Annotated in this window: 16 protein-coding genes and 3 tRNA genes; 3 read left to right on the top strand and 16 right to left on the bottom strand. The window is 72.0% G+C overall.

What is annotated here, in order from left to right:
* The first annotated feature begins 109 nt into the window (after window positions 1–109).
* Window positions 110–1,093, top strand: coding sequence for a DUF4073 domain-containing protein (locus AC0VYM_RS24295; RefSeq protein ID WP_475455901.1), 984 nt, complete (start codon window positions 110–112; stop codon window positions 1,091–1,093).
* Between the two features lie 56 nt (window positions 1,094–1,149).
* Here the strand turns inward: AC0VYM_RS24295 and AC0VYM_RS24300 are convergent.
* From AC0VYM_RS24300 to AC0VYM_RS24325, 6 genes are all read right to left on the bottom strand, one after another.
* Window positions 1,150–1,225: transfer RNA gene (locus AC0VYM_RS24300), tRNA-Glu, on the bottom strand.
* A gap of 124 nt (window positions 1,226–1,349) precedes the next feature.
* Window positions 1,350–1,425 (bottom strand) — tRNA-Glu (locus tag AC0VYM_RS24305).
* A gap of 50 nt (window positions 1,426–1,475) precedes the next feature.
* Window positions 1,476–1,547, bottom strand: a tRNA-Gln gene (locus AC0VYM_RS24310).
* 132 nt (window positions 1,548–1,679) lie between these two features.
* Window positions 1,680–3,128, bottom strand: a complete 1,449-nt coding sequence (gene gltX, locus AC0VYM_RS24315; protein ID WP_475455903.1) for a glutamate--tRNA ligase — start codon at window positions 3,126–3,128, stop codon at window positions 1,680–1,682.
* A gap of 87 nt (window positions 3,129–3,215) precedes the next feature.
* Window positions 3,216–4,217, bottom strand: a complete 1,002-nt coding sequence (locus AC0VYM_RS24320) for a GDSL-type esterase/lipase family protein (RefSeq protein WP_475455905.1) — start codon at window positions 4,215–4,217, stop codon at window positions 3,216–3,218.
* 83 nt (window positions 4,218–4,300) lie between these two features.
* Window positions 4,301–5,101: a fumarylacetoacetate hydrolase family protein gene (locus tag AC0VYM_RS24325; RefSeq protein ID WP_475455907.1), complete on the bottom strand. Its 801-nt coding sequence runs from the start codon at window positions 5,099–5,101 to the stop codon at window positions 4,301–4,303.
* 517 nt (window positions 5,102–5,618) lie between these two features.
* Here AC0VYM_RS24325 and AC0VYM_RS24330 point away from each other — a divergent pair.
* Window positions 5,619–6,401, top strand: a complete 783-nt coding sequence (locus tag AC0VYM_RS24330) for a DUF3152 domain-containing protein (protein WP_475463203.1) — start codon at window positions 5,619–5,621, stop codon at window positions 6,399–6,401.
* 205 nt (window positions 6,402–6,606) lie between these two features.
* Complete coding sequence (locus tag AC0VYM_RS24335) at window positions 6,607–7,017, top strand: Rieske (2Fe-2S) protein (RefSeq protein WP_475455909.1); 411 nt, start codon at window positions 6,607–6,609, stop codon at window positions 7,015–7,017.
* A gap of 61 nt (window positions 7,018–7,078) precedes the next feature.
* On the opposite strand, the gene AC0VYM_RS24340 is transcribed toward AC0VYM_RS24335, so the two are convergent.
* From AC0VYM_RS24340 to AC0VYM_RS24385, 10 genes are all read right to left on the bottom strand, one after another.
* Window positions 7,079–8,482, bottom strand: coding sequence for an ABC transporter substrate-binding protein (locus AC0VYM_RS24340; protein ID WP_475455911.1), 1,404 nt, complete (start codon window positions 8,480–8,482; stop codon window positions 7,079–7,081).
* Between the two features lie 30 nt (window positions 8,483–8,512).
* Window positions 8,513–9,409 (bottom strand): carbohydrate ABC transporter permease, encoded by an 897-nt coding sequence (locus tag AC0VYM_RS24345; protein ID WP_475455913.1) that lies wholly within the window; start codon window positions 9,407–9,409, stop codon window positions 8,513–8,515.
* Window positions 9,406–10,353 (bottom strand): carbohydrate ABC transporter permease, encoded by a 948-nt coding sequence (locus AC0VYM_RS24350; RefSeq protein WP_475463204.1) that lies wholly within the window; start codon window positions 10,351–10,353, stop codon window positions 9,406–9,408. Before AC0VYM_RS24350 ends, AC0VYM_RS24345 begins: the two co-directional genes overlap by 4 nt.
* A gap of 358 nt (window positions 10,354–10,711) precedes the next feature.
* On the bottom strand, window positions 10,712–12,322 hold the full coding sequence (cimA, locus tag AC0VYM_RS24355; RefSeq protein ID WP_475455915.1) for a citramalate synthase: 1,611 nt from the start codon (window positions 12,320–12,322) through the stop codon (window positions 10,712–10,714).
* Between the two features lie 356 nt (window positions 12,323–12,678).
* A complete protein-coding gene (locus AC0VYM_RS24360; protein WP_475455917.1) occupies window positions 12,679–13,794 on the bottom strand; it encodes a branched-chain amino acid aminotransferase in 1,116 nt (371 codons plus the stop codon).
* Between the two features lie 201 nt (window positions 13,795–13,995).
* A complete protein-coding gene (locus AC0VYM_RS24365) occupies window positions 13,996–15,060 on the bottom strand; it encodes a 3-isopropylmalate dehydrogenase (RefSeq protein WP_475455919.1) in 1,065 nt (354 codons plus the stop codon).
* A 643-nt stretch (window positions 15,061–15,703) separates the two neighbouring features.
* Entirely contained in the window at window positions 15,704–17,323 is a 1,620-nt protein-coding gene (locus tag AC0VYM_RS24370; protein ID WP_475455921.1) for a glycosyltransferase family 2 protein, read from the bottom strand.
* A gap of 16 nt (window positions 17,324–17,339) precedes the next feature.
* Window positions 17,340–18,956 (bottom strand): glycosyltransferase, encoded by a 1,617-nt coding sequence (locus AC0VYM_RS24375; RefSeq protein ID WP_475455923.1) that lies wholly within the window; start codon window positions 18,954–18,956, stop codon window positions 17,340–17,342.
* Window positions 18,953–20,788 (bottom strand): glycosyltransferase, encoded by a 1,836-nt coding sequence (locus AC0VYM_RS24380; RefSeq protein ID WP_475455925.1) that lies wholly within the window; start codon window positions 20,786–20,788, stop codon window positions 18,953–18,955. Before AC0VYM_RS24380 ends, AC0VYM_RS24375 begins: the two co-directional genes overlap by 4 nt.
* Complete coding sequence (locus AC0VYM_RS24385; protein ID WP_475455927.1) at window positions 20,785–22,527, bottom strand: glycosyltransferase family 2 protein; 1,743 nt, start codon at window positions 22,525–22,527, stop codon at window positions 20,785–20,787. The genes AC0VYM_RS24380 and AC0VYM_RS24385 overlap by 4 nt, the downstream gene beginning before the upstream one ends.
* Window positions 22,528–22,535: the final 8 nt, after the last annotated feature.

The raw sequence follows: 22,535 nt of genomic DNA on the forward strand, positions 1-22,535 counted from the left end.
ACATCCAGGAACGAGTGGTCACCCCGTGTACACCCGGCCCACGTCCCCGGGCCACCACCGGGGCCTACGGTGCGGATCGTCCGCCTCCCCGCCGTAGAAGGGCACACCCATGACCGGCTCTCCGCACCCCGGAACCGACCGACGAGGCTTCCTCACCACGCTCACCGGCGCCGCCGCGGCCGCCACCGGCCTCACGTTCCTGCCCGCTGGCACCGCGCTGGCACGTGAGGGCGCCGCCACCACCCTGGACGTGATCTCGGACGTCCAGGGGGACCTGGCCGACCTCGCGCACGTCCTGGACCACCTGGACTCCCTCGGGACCGCCGACGCCCTCGTGGTCAACGGCGACCTGGTCGCCAACGGCCACGTGTCCGAGTACGAGGCCTACCGGGAGGTCCTGGACGCGCACCCGCACCCGGAGCAGGTGGTCAGCACCATCGGCAACCACGAGCAGTACAACGACGCGCCCTTCGACACCCAGGTGGACCGCTTCCTGGAGTACACGGGGATGCCCGGCGTGTACTCGGAACGGCTGGTGGGGGGCGTCCCGCTGCTGACCGTCGGCACCACAGCGCCCATCGCGGGTTCCAGCGGCCCGTTCGTGACGCTCGGCGCGGAACAGCTCTCCTGGTTGGACCAGCGGCTCTCCCACCACGCGGGCACCGGCCGCCCGGTGTTCGTGTTCAGCCACCACGTGCTCCCCGAGAGCGTGTCCGGCACCACCGGCGACGACGCGGCCCGTTTCTATGACCAGGACTTCGTGGACGAGACCGAGCTCCTGGAGATCCTCGGCGGGCACGCCAACGCGGTCTTTCTGTCCGGGCACACGCACTGGTCGCTGGAGCGCGACGACTGGGCGGTGCGCAAGGTGGTCTCCGGCGGGGACCCGCGCGGGTTCGCCGTGGTCAACACGGGGTTCGTGCAGACCCTGTTCGGCCCGGACGGCCGGGGCGGGGAGCGCGCGATCGACGGTTCGGCGGCGCAGGGGCTGCGGATCGAGGTGGCGGCGGACGGCGCGGTGGCCGTGCACGCGCGTGACCTCAGGGCGGGAACGGTGATCCGCACGCTGGAGATCGAGGCCCCCGCCGGGTAGGCGCGGGGCCCCGGAAACGACGGAAGGCTCCATCCAGTGGATGGAGCCTTCTCCGTTGGTACCCCCGAGCGGATTCGAACCGCCGTTACCGCCTTGAGAGGGCGGCGTCCTAGGCCACTAGACGACGGGGGCCTACACGGTCGCGCGGACCGCTGGTCCGGGTGAACCGTAGTACTACGATACCCACGCGAACCGGACACCGGTGACAAGCACCGGCCAACAGGAGGGCCTCCACCGAGTGGAAGCTTCCTGCCGTTGGTACCCCCGAGCGGATTCGAACCGCCGTTACCGCCTTGAGAGGGCGGCGTCCTAGGCCACTAGACGACGGGGGCGCACCTTGGGTCACAGGACCCGGGCCGACCACGGATAACCATGATCTGCGCTGGCCTACCAGGACTCGAACCTAGACTAACTGAACCAGAATCAGTCGTGCTGCCGATTACACCATAGGCCATTGCTTTCGGAGGACCTGGTCGCTTTCGCTTCCCTGTCCCCCTTGGCGACGTGTTCAACTCTAGCGGACATTCGGAGTGCTCGCGAACCGGAAACGGGGTGGCCGGTCTGTGGCCCCGACCACCCCCGCGGGTCAGCTCCCGTCGGTGTCCTTCTCCTCTGCGCGCAGGCGCTCCAGGGCGGTCTCCAGACGCGCCTGGACCCGCTCACGGCCCAGCAGCTCCAGGGACTCGAACAGCGGCAGGCCCACCGTGCGTCCCGTGACCGCCACGCGCACCGGGGCCTGGGCCTTGCCCAGCTTCAGGCCGAGCGTCGTCCCGGTCTCCTCGGTGGCGTCCTTGAGGGCGTCGGCCGTCCACTCCAGCCCGGGGTCGGCGTAGCGCGCCAGGGCGGCCTCCACCATCTCCTTGCCGACGCCCGGCTTCATGGCCTTCTTCCAGCTCTTCTCGTCCTCGGCGGGCTCCTTCAGGAACAGGAAGTCCACGTTGGGGACGATCTCGCTGAGCACCGCCACGCGGCTCTGGGCCAGCGGGGCGACGGCGGCGAAGACCGCGGGGTCGTAGTCGGCGGCGTCCCAGGGGGTGCCCTCGCCGGTGAGCCAGGGCTGGCAGCGCTCGACGAACTCCTCGACGCCCAGCGCGCGGATGTACTCGCCGTTGAACGCGCGCAGCTTCTTCTCGTCGAAGAACGCGCTGGAGCTGTTGACGTCCTGGACGCGGAAGAGCGGCATCATCTCCGACCACGGCATGATCTCGCGGTCGTCACCCGGCGCCCAGCCCAGCAGCATGAGGTAGTTGACCATCGCCTCGGCCAGGTAGCCCTCCTCCTGGTAGGACTCCAGGGCGACCTTGTCACGGCGCTTGGACAGCTTCTTGCGCTGCTCGTTGACGATGACGGGCAGGTGGGCCCAGACCGGCGGGGTCAGGTCCAGGGCCTCCCACAGCAGCTGCTGCTTGGGGGTGTTGGACAGGTGCTCCTCGCCGCGGATGACGTGCGTGATCCGCATCTCGACGTCGTCGAGCACGTTGGCCAGCACGAACAGCGGGGAGCCGTCGGCACGGGCGATCACGAAGTCCTCGATGGCGGCGTGGTCGAACTCCACGTCGCCGCGGATCTGGTCGCGCACGACCGTGGGGCCGCCCTCGGGCACGCGGAAGCGCAGTGCCCTGCCGGGGCCCGGCTCCAGGCCGCGGTCGCGGCAGAAGCCGTCGTAGCCCAGGTTCGGGTTGTCGCGGCGCTCCTGCACCTGCTCGCGGGTGCAGTCGCAGTAGTAGGCGCGGCCGGAGCGGTACAGCTCCTGCGCGGTCTCGCGGTGTTTCTCGACGTAGGCCGACTGGAAGTAGGGGCCCTCGAAGTGCGGGTCGCTCTCGTCGATGCCGATCCAGGACATCGCGCGGATGATGCCGTCGGTCCACTCGGGACGGTTGCGGGCGGCGTCGGTGTCCTCGATGCGCAGGACCATGCGGCCCTCGGGCTGCTGCTGGGCCAGGGCCCAGTTGAACAGGGCGGAGCGCGCACCGCCGACGTGGAACATGCCCGTGGGGGACGGGGCGAAGCGGGTACGAATCGGAGTCTCAGTCACGCTTCCGAGGATATCGGTGGCCCGGGATGACCTGTGGGAAGTCCCGGAGAGGGCCACGGGACGGGGACGGAGCCGCCGAGGTCCCGGTCAGGGCCGGATCGGCAGCGGTCGGGCGTGAACTGGGCCCAGGCCGAACTCGCGGGAGAGGGCGTCGGCGAACCCGGCGGCGATCTTCATCTCACCGTCGTCGTTGGGGTGGGTGCCGTCGTAGGTGTCCGCGTAGGGGTCCCAGGCCTCGGCCGCCGCCAGGTCGAAGCTGACCACCGGCGACTCCTCCGTGGACAGGTCGGCGGCCACGGAGCGGACGAGTTCGTTGTACACGTACACGCGCAGGGCGAAGCCCTGGTCCTTGTCCGCGAGGGTGATGGGGAGCGCCTCGGCGAACAGGACGCGGATCTCCGGGTTGGCCTCGCGGGCCGCCTGGACGTAGGAGGTCAGCCGCTGCTCCATGTCCTCGGCCGTGATGGGGTGCAGCAGGTCGTTGATGCCGATCATCACGCACAGCACGTCCGGCCGGTGGGCGGCGACGTCGGCCTCGATGGTGGTGAGGGCGTCGGCCAGGGTGCGCCCCCAGCGGGCGTTGTGGTCCTGGTCGAAGTCCGGGTCGCGATAGGTGACGCCGTCCGGGTCGGGGGATCCGGTGGGCTCCGGGGTGGCCGGGGCCTCGGGGCCCTCCTCCGCCGCCTCCCCGCCCTCCAGGGAGCCGAGGAGGCCGTCCTGGCCCCCGTCCCCGTCACCGCCGAAGAGTTCCGGCGGGATGATCTGCTCCGGAGTGGCGGGGTCGGAGTACGGGCCGACGAAGTCCAGGTTCCCCACGTGCGGGTCGAGGTGGTTCCACAGGTGGAAGCGCCAGGTCCGGTCACCGCCCGCCCCGTGGGTCATGGAGTCCCCGGCGAGCATCACGCGTACCCGTGCGCGGTCCTCCAACCAGGCTCCCCGGTCGGCCTCGTCAGCGGGGTCGGGAGCTCCCAGGCCCGGCCGGGTGACCAGCCACAGGCCGGACCCCACCAGCGCCAGGACCAGGGCGAGGACCCCGGCGAGGATCGCGGGGCGGCCGAGGCCGGGCCGTCGTGCCAGTCGTGGTGCCAAGGGGTTCGGACCTTCCGCTCGGTGCGTCGGTGGGCGCCGCCGGGCGGGGGCGCCGTGGTGCGCCCCCGCCCGGCGGTGCGGGATCAGTCCCGGGTGACCACCCTGTTGGTGATGGTGCCCAGGCGCTCCACGGTGACGGCGACCTCCTGGCCGACCTCGACGGGGCCCACCCCGGCGGGAGTGCCGGTCAGGACCACGTCGCCCGGGAGCAGCGTCATGAAGGAGGTGACGTAGGAGATGATGCCCGGAATGTCGTGGATGAACTGTGACGTACGTCCATCCTGGCGGACCTCGCCGTCCACGGTCGTGGTGACCGCGAGGTCCTGGGCCTCCTCGATGCTCAGGCCGGTGGTGATCCACGGCCCGATCGGACAGAAGGAGTCGAAGCCCTTGGCCCGCGTCCACTGCTTGTCGGTCTTCTGGAGGTCACGGGCGGTGACGTCGTTGGCCACCGTGTACCCGAAGATGACGTCCTTGGCGCGCTCGCGGGGCACCTCGCGGCAGGGCCGCGAGATGACGATGGCCAGTTCGCCCTCGTAGCTGACCCACTCCGAGACCGAGGGGTAGAAGACGGGGTCGTACGGGCCGGTGACGGCGGTGGACGGCTTCAGGAAGACCACCGGTTCGTCGGTGGACTCCCCCGTGACCTCCTTCATCTCCGCCACGTGGTCGGCGTAGTTCTTGCCGATGCACACCACCTTGGTGGGCAGCACCGGCGACAGCAGGCGCACGTCGGAGAGCCTGGCCCGCTCGCCCGTCAGCTTGATGTCCCCCAGCAGCGGATGCCCCGTCAGCCGGGCCACGAACTCCTCTCCGCTGTCCGTGTCCGTCTCGACCAGGCCGAACCCGACCTCGTCACCGGCCGCGAACCGTGCGATACGCACCTGATGCCTCCCAGCAGCCCTCTTGCTCGTTCTTGCCGCTTGAAGCGTAGCGGCGCCCGGCGCGACCGCGCCCGGTACGTCCGGGTGTGCGGGGCCCGAGCCGATCCAGAACCAGACACCCAGAGTGACGAGTCGTTCACGATATGATGAAGGCAAACGCCCGAAGGCGTGACACACCCACCCTTCCCGGAACGCGACCTGGCCCTTCCCGGGGGCGAACTCTGGCATGCTGGGATCGTGGTCCGAGGCCCCCGGGAACCGTCGTTCCGGAGGTCGGCGATACCACCAGTGTGCGTGGTGACTCCGTCCGGGCTGGCCGCCGCGACATTCGGCCAGCCGTGTGGGGCGTCTCCACCGACCGCGCTGGTCGGAGCGGTCCCACGACCGCCGGACGGCGCGGGAGGCCGCACCTCACGCCGCCGGAGTCCCGGCGGTACCACCGTCCACCGTCGAGAGGTTGAGCCTCGTGCCCGCTTCCGCTCCCCGAGCCAAGCACCGCCGACGCCGCCGGTATCCCATGGGACTGGCCCTCGGGCTGTGCCTGGTCTCGGGCGCGTCCGCCGTGCTGATGGTCAGCGTGCCCGAGCCCGGATCCGAGCTCGACTCCCCCGAGGAGACCTCCGCCACCGGCCCCGTGGGCGACGGGGTGCCCGAGGACAGCACCCGCCGACACCCCGGCTCCGAGGACTCCGGATCCGGCGCGGCGGACCCCTCCCCCAGCGCGTCACCGACCGACGAGGACGACCTCCCCCTCCTGCTGCGCTCGGTGGTGGAGGAGGTCGACACCGCGGACGGCGACCTCAAGGTGGTGAAGGGCGAGGGCGACGTCATGGGAGACGGCCCGCTCACCACCTTCGCCGTGGAGGTGGAGAAGGGCCTGCCCGGCCGGACCGGGGACTTCGCGGACGCCGTCGAGGAGATCCTCGGGGACGACCGCAGCTGGGGCAACGACGGGGACCGCTCGCTCCAGCGGGTGGACGGCGACGACGCGGACATCCGGGTGCTGCTGGCCGCGCCGGACACGGTGGACCGCCTGTGCGCGCCGCTGAACACCAACGGGTACGTGTCCTGCGCCAACGGCAACCGCGCCATCATCAACCAGAACCGCTGGGTGTCGGGCGTCGAGGACTTCGGCGACGACCTGGAGACCTACCGGATCTACCTGATCAACCACGAGGTGGGCCACACCCTGGGCCACGGGCACGTGGACTGCCCGGGCGAGGGGGAGCTCGCCCCGGTCATGCAGCAACAGACCCTGGGCCTCCAGGGCTGCGAGGCCAACGGCTGGGTGTACCCCTAGACCCGCGAAGAGCTGCCGGGTTTCCCGGACACGGGGACACCGCACCGTGTTCGATGGGGTTGGCCCCGCCGACCCTGGGGCCGTACGTCGCCCGTGACGGGGGTCCGCCGCCCCGTGCGGGGGTCCGCCCGCGCCGCGTCGGGCGAGAGAGTGAGGCCGTATGTGTGACTGCCGCGCAGCCCGATCCGAGGCCGTCGGACCCGAGGTGACCAGACGCTCCGCGTTCGGTGTCGCCGGGGGCGGCGCGCTGGCCGGGGTGGTGACCGCCTGCGGCGGCTCCGAAGGCGGCGAGGACGGAGGCGGTGACGGCTACGCCGAGCAGGACACGGACGCCCCGATCGCCACCACCGACGAGATCCCCGTGGGCGAGGGTGCGGTCCTCAGCGAGCACGAGGTGGTCGTCACCCAGCCCGAGGAGGGTGTCTTCCGCGCCTTCTCCACCGCCTGCACCCACGAGGGCTGCCCGGTCGACCAGGTCATCGACGGGCAGATCGTGTGCCCCTGCCACGGCAGCCGCTTCTCGGTCGAGGACGGCTCCCCGACCGAGGGTCCGGCGCGGAGCCCGCTGGAGGAGGTCGGGATCAGGGTCGACGGCGACTCCATCGTCCTCGCCTGAGGGAACGCGCGAGGGGCCGCGGTGGTGGCACCACCGCGGCCCCTCCGGTCATCCGCCCGGGTCAGTCCTCGACCGAGGCGTTGTACTCCCCGATGGTGCGGGACACGCCCGCCGCCGCGTCGGCCATGGCCTGCTCGGCGGAGGTGTCACTGGTCAGGGCGGTCTCCCAGCCCTCCTCGGCGGCGACGCGGGCCTCGGACATGACGCCCATCATGCAGCCCGCCGTGTTCTCGTTGATCTCCGAGTCCGCCAGCTGGGAGGCGGCCACGGAGAACTGCGGGAACTCCTCGGCGCGCTCGGAGGCCTCCGGCCCGTCGTAGCCCTCGGTGTTGACCGCGAGGTATCCGGTTCCCGCGTGCCAGACCGACTGCGCCTCCGGGGTCAGCAGGAACTGGACGAACTCCCAGGAGCCGCGGATCTCCTCGGGGGTGTGGCCCTCGCCGTTGATCCACAGGGACGCGCCGCCGATGATCGAGCCGCCCGGGTCGTCCGCGCTGATCAGCGGGAAGTACCCGGCGCCGACCTCGAAGTCGGACTGCTCGATGAAGCCGCCCAGGGAGCCGGTGGACTCCAGGGTCATCGCGGCGCGGCCGGAGGTGAACGCGGCCTGGCCGTCGTCGGTGTTGCGACCGATCTGGACCGCCAGGTCGTCCTCGATCATCTGGTCCCACCACTCGACGAGCTCGACGATCTTCGGGTCGTCGAAGAGCACCTCGGAGGCGCGGCCGTCACGGCCGTTGGAGGCGTCGCAGTACGGGGTGGCGGAACGCGCCATGAACTGCTCGATGAACCACCCGTACACGGAGGCGCCGAAGCCGTACTGGACCACGGTGCCGTCATCGTCCCTGACGGTGAGCTTCTCGGCGGCCTCGCGGATCCCGGCGAGGTCGGTGGGCGGCGCGTCCGGGTCGAGTCCGGCCTCCTCGAACGCGTCCCGGTTGACGTACATCAGCGGGGTCGAGTTGTTGAAGGGGAACGACCGCAGCTCCCCGCCGACCGTGAAGTAGTTGAGGAGCGCGTCCTCGATCGGCGAGGTGTCGTAGTCGTCCACGTCCAGGAAGGACTGCGCGGGCACGGTCTGCGCGGAGTCGATCATGAACTGCGTGCCGAGGTCGAAGATCATGATCATCTCGGCGGTGTCGCCCTGCTGGATCGCCGCGCGGTGGCTGGCCAGGGCCTCGTCGTACTGGCCCTGGAACGAGCCGGTGACCTGCACCCGGCCCTCGTTCTGGGCGTTGAACTCGTCGATGAGCCCGTCCAGCACCTGGCCGTTGGTGGCGTCCATGCTGTGCCAGAACTCGACCTGGACCGCCTCGTCGAGGTCGTCCAGGACCTCCGGCCCGGGGGCGGTGAGGTCGCTGCCGCCACCGCCGCCTCCTCCGCCGGAACACGCGCTGAGGACGAGGCCGAGGCTGGTGAGCAGGGCCGCGGCCTGCACGCCGCGACGTCGGGGGATACGTGTCATGGGTTCTTCGTCTCCACTGGGTTTCGGGACCTACTTGACCGCGCCCGCGGTGAGGCCCCGGACGATGAAGCGCTGTCCGAAGATCACGAGGGCGAGGGTGGGGATGACGGACAGTGCCGCGCCCGCCAGGACGAGGCCCGGGTTGGCCGCCTCGCCCGCCTTGAGGCTGTTCAGACCGATCTGGAGGGTCTGCATCTCGGTGCTGCGGGTGATGATCAGCGGCCAGAAGTACATGTTCCAGCTGGTGATGAACACGTACATGCCGACGGCGGTCAGAGCCGGCTTGCTGAGCGGCATGAGGATGGTCCACAGGAACCTGAGGTGTCCCATGCCGTCGATGCGCGCCGCGTCGTACAGCTCCCGGGGGAACTGCCTGAAGCTCTGACGCAGCAGGAAGGTGCCGAAGGCGTAGGCCAGGAAGGGCAGGACCAGACCGGCGTAGGTGTTGCCCAGTCCCCACCCGGTCAGGGTGAGGTAGTTCGGGATGAAGGTCGCCTCGGCGGGGACCATCAGCGTGGACAGGAACAGGGCGAAGACGACGGCGCTGCCCCGGAACCGCAGGAAGACGAACGCGTACGCGGCCAGGGCCGACGTCACCAGCTGGCAGACCGTGATGATCCCCGCCATGACCAGCGAGTTCGCGTACATGCGCAGGAGCGGGACGGCGCCGAGCGCGCCCTGGATGTTCTCGAGGTTCACACCGGTGGGGAGCAGGCGCGGCGGGAACGTGGACAGCTCCCCCGGCTCCATGAGGGTTCCCACGAACACGTAGTAGACGGGGAACAGCACCGGGACGAGCAGCACCGCCAGCATGAGGTACAGCAGGACGCGGCCGACGACGTGGCCGGCCCCGTGCCGGTGGCGGGCGCGGACCGGTTCGTTCCGGGCGATCCGGTCGGCGGTGGCGGTCGCGGAGGTCCGGCTCATGAGTAGTGCACCTTCCGCTCGATGACACCGAACTGGACGACGGTGCACACCAGGACCACGACGAGGAGCACGAGCGCCTGGGCGCTGGCCCGACCGAAGTCGCTGGTTCCGTAGGCGAAGGCGTCCTGGTAGATGGAGTAGACGAGGGTGGTCGTGGACCCGACCGGTCCGCCCGCCGTGAGGATGTGGATCTGGCCGAAGCTCTGGAGCGCGTTGATCGTGGAGATGACGATCAGGAAGAAGAGCTGGGGGCCGAGCATCGGGATGGTGACGTCCCAGGCCAGGCGCGGCCCGGTGGCACCGTCGATGCGGGCGGCCTCGTTGACCTCCTTGGGGATGGAGCCGACCCCGGCGGCGAGCACGAGCACGCCGTATCCGAGGTTCATCCACACCGTGGTGAGGGCCACCGACCACAGGGCCATCTCCTGGGAGGTCAGCCACGGGACCTGGTCGAGGCCCATCCGGTAGAGGACGCCGTTGAGGACGCTGTTCCCGGGGCTGTAGAAGACCGCGAAGATCACCGAGGCGCTGGCCACGGAGAAGGCGAAGGGCAGCGCGAAGGCGCCGCGGAGGAACCGCTGGGCCCGCAGCACCCCTTCCAGGAGGAGGACGACCGCGAGGGCGCCCACGACGCCGGGGACGACGACGCCGAGGGTGAACACCAGGGTGGTGAGGAGGATCCGCCCGAACTCGGGCGAGGCCATCTCGGCGAAGTGGCTCAGCCCGACGAAGCGGTTGGGCTGGCCGATGATGTCGTTGCCGTGCATCGACAGGTAGACGGTCCGGCCCAGCGGATAGACCAGGAAGAGCGCGAAGACCGCCACGGAGGGGCCGAGGAAGCCCCAGGCGAGGATCGCGTCCCGGCCGGGGCGGGCGCGTTTGTTCGAGGACGTGGGGGAGGGCGGCGACGCGGCGCGGCGTTCCGTCACCGAACCGTGGGTCACACCGTTCCCCCCGCCCCGTCGGATGGTGGGTGAGGACACGACCCGAAGTCTTCACGGGGCAGGTGGCCTGCGGTTCGCTGGAGGGCGAACTGCGCGCCAACGAAAGCGCGCACGTTGGTTATGACCGGCATCTATCACCACTCGTACATTTCGGACATCGTCAAAGTCCGCAGTATCGAGTGACCGGAGACACACTGGCTATGGCCTCAAGGACAGGTCTGTCTTACCCCCAGGTAAGGCTCGACCGCCTGACCTCCACCTTCGAGGTCAGGCGGTCGTGTGACGTGGGGGTTCCGCCCGTGGCGATCACGTCACCGGGAGGACACCCGGGCGGGGGTCGCCGTACACCGGCGCGGGATCAGCCCCTGGGGTAGCCCTGCCGCAGCAGCCCGTAGGTGATGGCCTGCTCCAGCGCCACCCACGAGGCGTCGACGACGTTGGGGCCCACGCCCACGGTCGTCCATTCCTCGGCGCCGTCGCTGAAGCTGACGAGGATGCGGGTGATCGCGTTGGTGCCCGAGGTCCCCTCCAGGATGCGGACCTTGTAGTCAGTCAGCTCCAGCCCGGCCAGCGCGGTGTACACGTTCTCCATCGAACTGCGCAGCGCCCGGTCCAGGGCGTTGACCGGACCGTTGCCCTCGGCGGTGGCGATGACCCGCTCGCCCTTGACCCGGAGCTTGACGGTGGCCTCGCTGAGGCTCTCGTACTCGTTGGACAGCGGGCTGGCCCCCACGGCCGGGCGGCGCTCGGTGAGCACCCGCCAGGACTCGGTGTCGAAGTAGCGGACCGGCGAACCCAGCTCCTCGCGCAGCAGCAGCTCCAGGGAGGCGTCGGCCGCCTCGAAGCTGTACCCGGACAGTTCGAGGCTCTTGACCCGCTCCACGACCCGGCCGGACAGCTCGCGGTCGCCGGACAGGTCCAGGCCCAGCTCCCGCGCCTTGAGCTCGATGGAGGCGCGCCCGGCCATGTCGGAGACGAGCATGCGCATGCGGTTGCCGACCAGCTCGGGGTCGGTGTGCTGGTACAGGTCGGGGTCGACCTTGATGGCCGAGGCGTGCAGCCCGGCCTTGTGCGCGAAGGCCGACACCCCCACGTACGGCTGGTGGGTGTCCGGCGCCAGGTTGACGATCTCCGCGATGGCGGTGGACACGCGGGTCATCTCGGCCAGGCAGCCCTCGGGCAGGACCTCCATGCCGCGCTTGAGGCCCAGCGCGCCGACCACCGAGAAGAGGTTGGCGTTGCCCACCCGCTCGCCGTAGCCGTTGGCCGTGCACTGGACGTGCGTGGCTCCCGCGTCCACGGCGGCCAGGGTGTTGGCCACCGCGCAACCGGTGTCGTCCTGGGCGTGGATGCCCAGACGGGCGCCGGTGGCCTCCAGCACCTCCGTGACCACGCGGGTGACGTCGCCGGGGAGCATGCCGCCGTTGGTGTCGCACAGGACGACGACGTCGGCTCCGGCCTCGGACGCGGCGCGGACCACCGAGAGGGCGTACTCCGGATCGTGGTGGTAGCCGTCGAAGAAGTGCTCGCAGTCCACGAACACGCGCTGCCCGTGCTCGCGCAGGTGCGCCACGGTGTCCGCGACCATGGCGAGGTTCTCGTCGAGGGTCGTGCGCAGGGCCCGTTCGACGTGCCGGTCGTCACTCTTGGCGACAAGGGTGACGACCGACGCGCCGCTGTCGCGCAGTGCGGCCACCTGGGGGTCGTCGGCGGCCCTCACACCGGGTCGGCGGGTCGCGCCGAACGCGGTGAGTCGCGCGTGTTCCAGCGTCAGCTCTCGTGAAGCCCGCTGGAAGAACTCGGTGTCCTTGGGGTTGGAGCCCGGCCAGCCGCCCTCGATGAACGCGACCCCGAAGTCGTCGAGCAGCTTCGCGATGGCCAGCTTGTCGGAGACCCGCAGGTTGATCCCCTCGCGCTGGGCTCCGTCGCGCAGCGTGGTGTCGAAGACGTGGAAACTGTCGTTCCTCATGGGTGGAACTCCCGGTCGATGCTGTGTGTGGCGGCCCCGGCCAACAAAAAAGACCCCTCGTGGACACGAGAGGTCAGCGCGCTGGCAGGGTCCGGTTTCTTCCCTGCGTCTACGCGGGAAGTCGTCAGCCAGCGCGCCCCAAAATAATGAGTACCTGGGACAGCATGTGGTCAGTGTGCCACACGACCCCGGCGGAGTCGCAGCTCGGGGCCGAGATGTCTCACTGTGTGAGACGAACAATCCTCATTCCGGACACTCCGGGCACCTGGCGTACGCCTCGAAGGACCCTCGGAACGTCTCAGGGGCCGCCCCGGCGTCCGGTGGCGGCCCCTGTCGGGACTGGGCGGGCCCCGCTCCTAGAAGCGGGTGATCCAACCGTGCCTGTCCTCGCGCAGGCCGGTCTGGAGGCCCACGAGCTCCTCGCGCAGGCGCATGGTGACCGGGCCGGGCTGGCCGTCACCGATGGTGAACTCGCCGTCGTCGCTCTTGACGTGGCCGACCGGGGTGACCACGGCGGCGGTGCCGCAGGCGAAGACCTCGGTCATCTCGCCGGACTCGGCGGCCGCCTTCCACTCCTCGATGGACAGCGGCTCCTCCTCCGCGGGGATGCCCAGGTCCGGGGCGAGGCTGAGCAGCGACTCACGGGTGATGCCGGGCAGCAGCGTGCCGGTCAGCGGAGGGGTGCGCAGGCGGGCGTTCTCGCCCTCACCGAACACGAACCACAGGTTCATGCCGCCCATCTCCTCGACCCAGCGGTGCTCACGGGCGTCGAGCCACACGACCTGGTCGCAGCCCTTCTCCACGGCCTGGGCCTGGGCCAGGAAGCTCGCGGCGTAGTTGCCCGCGAACTTCGCGGCGCCCGTACCGCCGGGGGCGGCGCGGGTGAAGTCCTTGGACAGCCAGACCGTCACCGGCTTGACGCCGCCGGAGAAGTAGGAGCCCACCGGGGAGGCGATGAGCAGGTAGACGTAGCTGCGCGACGGGTTGTTGACGCCCAGGCCCACGTCCGTGGCGACCATGAACGGGCGCAGGTAGAGGCTGAAGTACTCCTTGGACGGGACCCAGTCGCCGTCGTGCTCGAGCAGCAGCTCGATGGACCTGAGGAAGAGCTCCTCGGGCAGCTCGGGCATCGCCATCCGCGCCGCGCTTCTGTTGAAGCGGGCGGCGTTGGCCTCGGGGCGGAACGAGGCGAGCGAGCCGTCCGGGTGGCGGTAGGCCTTGAGCCCCTCGAAGATCTCCTGCGCGTAGTGCAGGGCGGCCGTGGCGGGGTCCAGGCTCAGCGGACCGTAGGGCTCCAGCTTGGCGTCGTGCCAGCCCTTGCCCTCCGTGTAGCGGATGCTCACCATGTGGTCGGTGAACACCTGACCGAACCCGGGGTTCTCCAGCAGTGCCTCCCGTTCCTGCGGGGTCTTCCGCTGGTCGGAGAGCTGGATGTCGAACGTCAACCCAGTGGTGGTGGTGTTGTTGTTCATGTCGTCGGTGGTCCTCTCGGATGCAACCGGTCGGCAGCGCCGCCGACCTGGGATCTAGTGTGTCGGAAGAGCGCACCCGGTGCCAGGTCGGGTCACACGGACAGCGGGCGCGCGGAAGGGTCTCCGGCGCGCCCGCTGACGATCACGGTTGGCTCGTTCGTCGGCCGCGCCTCAGGGGTGGCAGGGCCGACGCCGATGGTGTCAGCCCTGCTCGGCTACTCGCGCGGCGAGGTCGTCGCCGATCCGGGAGGTGGTGCGGACCACACCGTCCTGGGCGCGGGTCTTGAGGTCGGCGGAGACGGCGGCCTCGATCCGGCGCGCGGCCTCGGGCAGGCCCAGGTGGTCCAGCATGGTGGCGGCGGAGAGCACGGTGGCGGTCGGGTCGGCCTTGCCCTGGCCGGCGATGTCCGGCGCGGAGCCGTGGACCGGCTCGAACATGCTGGGGAAGGTGCGGTCCGGGTTGATGTTGCCGCTCGCGGCGAGGCCGATACCGCCGGTGATGGCGGCGCCGATGTCCGTGATGATGTCCCCGAAGAGGTTGTCGGTGACGACCACGTCGAAGCGGCCGGGCTGGTTGACGAAGAACATCGCGGCGGCGTCCACGTGGCAGTAGTCCACGGTCACCTGCGGGTACTCGGCGCCGACCTCCCGCACGGTGCGCTGCCACAGCTCGCCCGCGAAGGTGAGGACGTTGTCCTTGTGCACCAGGGTCAGCTTGCGGCGGGGGCGGTTCGCCGCCTTCTCGAAGGCGTAGCGGACCAGGCGCTCGACACCGAAGCGGGTGTTGACGCTGTCCTGGGTGGCGATCTCGTGCGGGGTGCCCTTGCGGAGCACGCCCCCGGCACCCGCGTAGGGGCCCTCGGTGCCCTCACGGACGACGAGCATGTCGATGTCCTCGGGGGCCACGCCCGCCAGGGGGCTGTCCACCCCGGGGTAGAGGCGCACGGGGCGCAGGTTGACGTAGTGGTCGAAGTCGAAGCGCAGGCGCAGCAGCAGCCCCCGCTCCAGGACGCCGCTGGGGACGGACGGGTCACCGACGGCCCCCAGGAAGATCGCCTCGTGCTCGCGCAGTTCGGCGGCGACCGAGTCGGGCAGCGTCTCGCCGGTGCGGTGCCAGAGCCTGGCGCCGAGCTCGTACTCGGTGGTCTCGACGGCCAGGTCGTACTGGGAGGCCGCGACCTCCAGCACCTTGAGACCCTCGGCGACCACCTCGGAGCCGATCCCGTCACCGGGGATGACGGCCAGTTTCACGGTGCGAGCTGCCATTGGACTGCCTCTAACTCGGACGTGACCCCACCACGGTCGTCTCACCTGGCGAGATCAAGGGAACAGTAAGTGAGACAACTGTACCGGCCCGGGTGACCGGTACAGCCGTCCGACCTCGGCTCCGCTCAGTCGCGGCGGTTGATCGCGTCCTGGAGCGCGCGGTGGATCTCGTCGTCGGAGTCGGGCGTGGACGGGTACTCGATCAGGTCGTACATGTGATCCTCCGGAGGCTCTGCGTGACGGCGGGAGCGCACGGCTCGGCCGTCGGCGGTCGACGGTGGTGCGCCCCGGGGCCCGACGGCGGCGGAGCCGGGTCGGCCCGGGCGGGCGCGGTGTGGGCGACGTTGTCCACGACAGATGGGACAGGAGCTCGCCCCGGCGGGATCGTCTGCCGGAGGCGCCGAACACGACCTGTACGCGGAGCACCGCGTCAGGTGCGCCCGGACAAGGGTGGCGCCCGGGCGGCGGATGGGCGCTGGACCGTGGTGTGCGGCGGTGGAGCCGACACCACTGACTCCTAGGACGTCAGAATATCGGAGGTCCAACTATATGACCAGAGATTCCCACACTGTGAGACGCTTCGGCGTTTCGGCAGGTCACGGCCGCACCTCGAAGACCTCCGAGCGAGGCTCAGGCCCCGGTCTCACCTACGGAGCCCCAGGAACAGGAGCCAGGCGCAGCGCCCCTGGGTGAGGGCGCGGACGCGGCGCTCCCACCGTTCGGCCTCCGTCTGCCAGCGGGTCGCCTCCTTCTCGGCCCGGCGCATCTTCCTGTCCCAGTCCTTCGGCGGGCCGTCGCCCTCCTCCTCGTCCTCGGTCAGGACCCCGGCGCGGTCCAGCAGGTGGACGCCCCACAGTGCGGCCACGGCCGCGTCCCGGTCCACCGCGTCCACCCCCAGGTGCCGCGCGCGGGCGAAGGCCGCGGTGCGCTCCAGCCTCAGGAAGTGGGGGCGCCTCGCGGAGCCGCGCACCCGGACGAGCCCGGCACCCTCCCGGTCCGCCGCCCCGGTCAGGGCGCGCACCATCCGCCGCGTCGGACGGAGGCCGGGTGACAGCAGAAGGCGGAAGGGGACGTCGGGGTCGGCCTCCGGCTCGGACTCGGCCAGCCGCACCCTCGGCTCGCACCGGTAGTGCTCGTGGAGGAGCCGCACCTCCAGCGCCGGGTCGTCGACGGTGGCGTGCCGCCCCGGTGTCACCCTCGACCACTCCCCGACGAGCGTGATCCGCACGTCGGCCACGTCACCGGCCAGCAGGGCGTCCACCGTCGCGGTCACGTCGTCGAACCCGCGGCCCGCCGTGTCGACCACCACGTCGACGAAGGGCACCTGCCAGGTCCGCCCGGGGGCGACGCGGCGGGAGTTCAGCCGGGGCACGCGGTTCTCCATGAACGGGCGCCGGAAGCGCGCCGCCTCCGGCCCCCGCAGCTCCGTCGTCGGCCGCCCGAGGTGCAGGCCGGTGGCCACGGGCTCGGGGACGAACACCGCGCCCCGCTGGGCGAGCCGGTAGCCGAGTTCGCTGTCCTCGCCCATGACCAGTCCGGACGCCGATCCTCCGGCGGCCGAGTACAGCGCCCGCGGCAGCGAGGCGGTCGCCCCGGTGAACACCTGCCAGGCCCGGTGGCCAGCGGTCCGCAGCCCGTCGGTGCGCTCCAGGAGCTCGGTGATCCACCCCATGGTGTCCGTGTCACCGCCCGTGAGGTCCGCGTACCTCCCGGCGCGCACGCGTTCGTACACCTCGTCGGGGGTGAGCCCGCCGTCGGGACCGTCACCGAACTCGACCCCGCCCATGACGACGAGGTAGTCGGCCAGGTGGTGCCAGCGCATCTGCGCCTCGACGTGCTCGCGGCCGACCACCACGTCCGCGTCCAACCGCATCACGACGGACGCCCGGGTGGCCGCCACCCCCGCGTCGAGCGCGTGGCCGGGGCCCCACCCGTGCTCGGGGGCGACGACCAGGCGGGTGTTCCCGGGGCGGATCGACGGCAGCCGGAGCGCGGGCTCGCTGCCGTCGTCCACCACCACGACCTCGGTCAGGGCCGCCGGGTAGGTCTGCGCGGTGAGGGCGGCCAGGGTCAGGTCGAGCCGGTCCTGCCCTCCGTACGCCGGGATGACCACGCACACCGTCAGCTCGGGCTCCCACGCCCCCAGGGTCGGCGGTTCCAGCACCGAGTAGTCGTTGCGGACCACTCTGGGCCGCCCGTCGCGGCCCCCTCCCCGCACCGTCCCGGAATCGGCCTCCGCGCCCCGCGCGCCGTCGTTCGCCATGTGCCGTCCCATGTCCTCAGCCGATGATCCGGTACAGGAGCCGACCGGTTCGGCTCCTGGTCAACCAGTGGAACCGGCCCTCCAGCCGCTCGGCGCGCACCCGCTGCGACTCCGCCAGGGCCTGGGCCTCCGCCAGCCGCTCCCGCCAGTCGCCCGGCGGCCCCGCCACCGCCTTCACCGGGGGCGCCTCCGCCGGTTCCTTCCGCGTGGACAGCACCGAGGCACCGTCGACCCAGTGCACCCCGGCCACCCGGTCCACCACGTCGTCGAGGTCCTCCTCCGCCGCCCGCAGCCGCCGTGCGCGGGCGAAGGCGGCCGCGCGTTCGAGGCGGGGGCCGCCCAGGTCGTCGTCGGGCCCGGTGGCGCACACCAGACCCGCCTGGGTCTCGTCCGCCAGCCTGATCATGTCGTCCAGGGCCCGCCGCACCAGGGGCTGGCCGGGTGCCGCCCGCAGCACGAAGGGCACGTCCGGGTCCGGTTCGGGCGCGGTCGGGGCCAGGACCACCCTCGGCTCGCACCGATAGTGCTCGTGGAGGAGCCGCACGTCCAGCGCCGGGTCGTCCAGCACCCGGTGCCGACCGGGGGTCACCCGGTCCCACTCGCCCACCACCGTGATCCGGACGTCGGCCAGGTCACCGGCGAGCAGCGCGTCCACGGTCTCCGCCACCTCGTCGAAGCCCGACTCCCCGGTGTCGACCACCGCGTCGACCCGGGGCACCTCCCACTGGCGTCCGCGCTGGTCCCGACGCTCGTCGACGAGCGGGAGCCGGGTCCCGACGAAGGGGCGGCGGAAGCGGTCGCCTTCCTCCCTGCGGCTCTCCATCTGCGGGAGCCCCAGGTGCCAGCTGTCGGCCTCCCCCTCGGGCACGAAGACCGCCCCGTTCTGGGCGAACCGGTAGCCGAGGTGGGTGTCCTCCCCCAGGACGAGCGCGGACGCGGCACCGCCCGACTCCTCGAAGAAGGCGCGGCGCACCGATCCGGTCCCGCCGATGAAGTAGCGGAACCCCCGGTGACCGGCCTCGCGCAGGCCGTTCGTGCGCTTGTAGGCGCGCTGGAGCCACTTCAGCTCCTCACCCGGACCGGCCACCAGGGCCTCCGGCTCTCCCCCGCGCACGGCGTCGAGCACCGCCGCCGGGAACAGGGTCCCGGGCGCGTGGTCGACGCAGCGCAGGTGGCCGGTGACCGCGAGGTAGTCGGCCAGGTGGTGCCAGCGCATCTGCGCCTCGACGTGCTCGCGGAAGGCGATCATGTCGGCGTCGAAGAACAGCAGCACGTCGGCGTCGGTGGAGGCGGCGCCGGTGTTCAGGGCGTGCCCGCGCGCCCACCCGCCGGGCTCGTTGGGCACGATCCGGGTGGTCTCGGGGCGGATCGGCGGCAGCCGCAGGGCGGGCTCGCTGCCGTCGTCCACCACCACGACCTCCGTGAGGGCGGCCGGATAGCTCTGCGCGGCCATCGACGCCAGCGTCAGGTCGAGCCGTTCCTGCCCCCCGTACGCCGGGACGACCACGCACACCGACAGGGCGGGTTCCCACGCCCCCAGCGGCGGCGGTTCCAGCACCGAGTAGTCGTTGCGGCGGATGAACGGACGGAGTGTCGACGGCGCCTGTGCCGGGCCGCCCTGGACAAGCGTCATCGGTCGCTCCCAGCTGTCGGAGAGTCGGGTGTGGTCGTCTCGGGCACCGGGCCCGGCGCGTCCTCGGGGCTGGACTCCAGCAGTGCGCTGGGTCGCCATCCGCGCCACTGGCGCAGGGGTTCGCGCAGGAAGTAGCCGGTGTCCTCGTTCCAGGTGTGGCCGACCCTCCTGCGGCGGACGACGCATCCCAGTCCGTGGGTCCGGTAGGTCGAACCCCCCGCGTCCCGCACGTCGTCGAGGAGTCCGGCGTCCACGCTGGCCCGCCAGGGCCGGAAGCCGCCCACCTCCTCCAGGGTCGTGCGGTCGGTCAGGATCGCGGCGCCGGTGACGTGCTGGGCGAAGCGTTCGGACGGGACCAGGCGCCGCACGGTCAGGCCCAGGTGCTCCAGGTGGTGGTACTCGGTCGCGCCGCCGACCAGTTCGGCGCCGGAGTAGCGGCGGGCCAGCAGGAGGTCGGAGAGGTGGTCGGGCCCGTACCAGTCGTCGTCGTCCATCTTCGCGACCAGGGTGCCGCTGGCCCGTGCCACCGCGCCGTTGACCACCGACCCGAAGACGGTGTCGCCCGGTGGTTCCCACACCACCAGCGGACGCCCGCCCCGCCGGTACTCCGCGATCGCCGCCGCCACGCCCGGGGCGTCCACCCCGAACCCGTGCAGCGCCAGCACGACCTCCACCCGGACACCCCGCTGACGGGCCACCTGGCGCAGCGCGAAACCCACCATCTCCGGCCGCCGCGTACAGAGCACCACCGACACCGAGGGCTCCGCCGGAACCGGCGATCCGCCCGCCTCCGCGAGACGCCGCGCCCGCCCGTACGACCCGTGCGTGCGCAGGGCCGCGCGCCGCAACCGGATGCTGTGCTCCTCGCGGATCAGTTCGTCGGCGAGCTCCTCCTCCAACGACCACGCGAGCAGGTCGTGAAGCTCCTCGCCCAGGGGCCGCGCCCAGAGCGGCGGGCGGGCGCCCACGAGCGGGATCCCCGCGGCGGCCAGTCCGGCCACCGCGCGCACCGCCGCCAGCGGACCGCTGTGCCGACCCCACTCCAACCGGACCGCGCGCAGGTCACGCAGGGCCGCGACGTCCACGTCCGACACGGAGCCGTCCTCCGGCACCCGCCACAGCACCCGGCCACCCGCGAGCAGGACCCAGCGACCGCCGCGCGAGACCAGTCGGCCCACACGGGAGGTCGAGGTCCGGGTGAACCCCATCGGGTTCACCACCCGCTCGTCCACCACCGGAACGTCGTCCACCGACAGACGGGAGACCCGCGCGGCACGGGACACCGCGCCCCGGCCGCCCAGGCGTACCCAGGTCGGTCCCGCCACCGGCCGGTTCCGCGCGCCGGACGGCACGGCCGGGCTCCGGCGGCCGCCCACCAGTCCGCGCGCCACGGCCGCCAGGACCACCGCCGCCTCGACCGGGTCGGTGAAGGAGAACTCCCACAGCCAGCCCTGGTCCGGCAGTCGGCGCGTCCGCGAGTACAGCAGGTCGGCCCACTCGCCCAGCCCCGGCGGCGCGACCACCGGCGGGAGCTGGCCCGGCGCGGTGGCCCGGACCGCGACCACGAACCCGGTGGCGGAGGGCAGCCGCTCCGCGCGCGGCACGGCCGCGCGCAGGTCGCCCGAGGTGGCGGCGACGATCGCGACCAGGTCGACCGGCTCCTTCCCCCTCCGGCCCGTGCCCCCACCGCCTCGGCCCAGGTCCAGGACCCGGGCCCCGGGCTCCCCGGCCAGCACTCCTGCGGTCTCCGCGCTCCCCGGACCCGTGTGGCCGACCAGCACCGTCCGCGCCCCGTGCGCACGCAGCGCACGGGTCAGCAACGCCTCGATCACCGTGCCGCCCCCGAGGCACGGACCCGCTCGTCCTCCGACTCGGCCAGGTCCGTCCAGGTCCCGGCCAGGGCGGTGGGCGGCAGGTCCCTGGGGTCCGGCTCCAGGAGGGCGCTCGGACGCCACCCCGGAAGCTGTCGCTCCCCGCACAGGCGCAGGAAGTAGCCCGCGCCCACACCCCAGGTGTGACCCCCCGCCTTGCGCCGCAACACGTAGTTGCAGCCGTGCCCGCGGTGGACGCGGCCGCCCATCCGCTCGATCGCCGCGAGCAGGTGCGTGTCCTCGGAGGTGGAGACGAGGGGGAACCCGCCCGCCTCCTCCAGGGTCCTGCGGTCGGTCATGAGGGTGCCGCCGGCCGCCCGGTGCCACAGGGCCTCGGTCTTCCCGGCCAGGCGTACCGTGCGGTCGAGGGCTTCCAGGTAGGCGAAGGAGACGATGCTCCCGACGAGGTCGGCGCCGGAGTACCGGCGGGCCGACAGGAGGTCGGAGAGGTGGTCGGGTCCGTACCAGTCGTCGTCGTCCATCTTGGCCACCAGGGTGCCGCTGGCCCGCTCGATCGCCCCGTTCAGCACGGAACCGAAGACGAGGTCGGTCCCGGCCTCCCACACCACGAGCGAACGCCCGCTCCGCCGGTACTCGGCGACCGCCGCCGCCACGCCCGGGGCCTCCACCCCGAACCCGTGCAGCGCCAGCACGACCTGGACCTCGGCACCGCGTTGGCGGGCCACCTGGCGCAGACCGAAGCCCACCATCTCCGGCCGCCGCGTGCACAGCACCACCGACACCGAGGGCTCCGCCGGAACCGGCGATCCGCCCGCCTCCGCGAGACGCCGCGCCCGCCCGTACGACCCGTGCGTGCGCAGGGCGGCCCGCCGCAGCCGGACACTGTGCTCCTCCCGCGCCTGCGGGTCCGCCATCAGCCGCTCCTCGGCGGAGGAGACGAGGTCCGACAGCTCCCCGCCCAGGCACCGGGCCCATCCGGGGATCGGCCCGCTCACCAGCGGGATCCCCGAGGCGGCCAGTCCGGCCACCGCGCGCACCGCCTCCAGCGGACCGCTGTGCCGACCCCACTCCACGCGCACCGCGCGCAGGTCGCGCAGGCCGACCACGTCCACGTCCGACACGGAGCCGTCCTCCGGCACCCGCCACAGCACCCGGCCACCCGCGATGAGGACCCAGCGGCCCCCACGGGAGACCAGACTGCCCACACGGGACTTCGACCCCCGGGTGAAGCCCATCGGGTTCACCACGCGCTCGTCCAGCGCCGGCACGTCGTCCACCGACAGTTCGCGCAGCACGGGGCGGGCGGACAAAGCTCCGGGGCGGCCCAGCCCCTCCCAGGTGGGCGCCGGGGCGGGGGCGGTGTCCGGGGCCTCGCGCGGTGACGGGGCCTGGCCGCGCCGTCCCCCCACCATCCCCTGGGCCACCGCGCGCAGGACCGTACGCGTGTCGACCGGGTCGGTGAAGGCGAACGAGCACGTCCACCCCCGGTCCGACAGGCGGCCGACGTGGAAGTCGAGCAGGCCCTGCCACTGCCCCAGGCCGGGCGGCGCGGGGAAGGGCGGGCCGGTGTGCGGGGCCGTGGCCTCGACCACCACCCTGAACTCGGCCGCCGAGGGCAGCCCCTCGCTCAGGGGGACCGCCGCTCGCAGGTCGGCCGTGGTCGCCGCGAGGAGCACGACGCGTTCGACCGGCCCCTCGACCGCCCGTCCACCCGCGCCGCGCAGGTCGACGGTCTCCACACCGCTCC

The organism is Nocardiopsis sp. iso_237 (assembly GCF_056173345.1).